Annotated in this window: 1 protein-coding gene; it reads left to right on the plus strand. The window is 59.2% G+C overall.

Annotated features, from left to right (window positions below):
- Positions 1 to 396 (plus strand): DUF3010 family protein (locus AC0T7J_RS25295; protein ID WP_473798515.1); only part of this gene is annotated, 396 nt, incomplete at its 5' end.
- Between the last annotated feature and the right edge of the window lie 53 nt (positions 397 to 449).

Below are 449 nucleotides of genomic sequence, written 5' to 3' on the forward strand. Positions count from 1 at the left end.
ATCAAAGGCAGCGAAGCGATCATCGCCGTGGCGGCGCTCGACGGTTCGACGTTGAGCCACGTCCCTCTCGCCACGAAGAAGATTGCTCTGGATGACGATGACGAGGCGGCGAACGTGCGGCGGTTCGCGGCGCAGGTGGCGTCGTTTGTGCGGGAAAACTCGGTGGACCGGATCGCGATCAAAAAGCGCAGCAAAAAGGGCGAGTTTGCCGGTGGGCCGACGACGTTCAAGATCGAGGGCGTGTTTCAACTGCTTGATGGTTGTGAGGTGACGCTGCTGTCGCCGCAGACGATCAATGCCCAGGCCAAGAAGCACAATTTCGAGCTGCCGGGGACGTTGAACAAATATCAGCATGAGGCTTACAAGGCGGCGTGTTCGGCGTTGGTGAAGAAATAACCCGATTCCCGAAATCACCTTCGAACCTGTGGGAGCGGGCTTGCCCGCGATGG

This window comes from Pantoea sp. E956-1 (genome assembly GCF_982223955.1).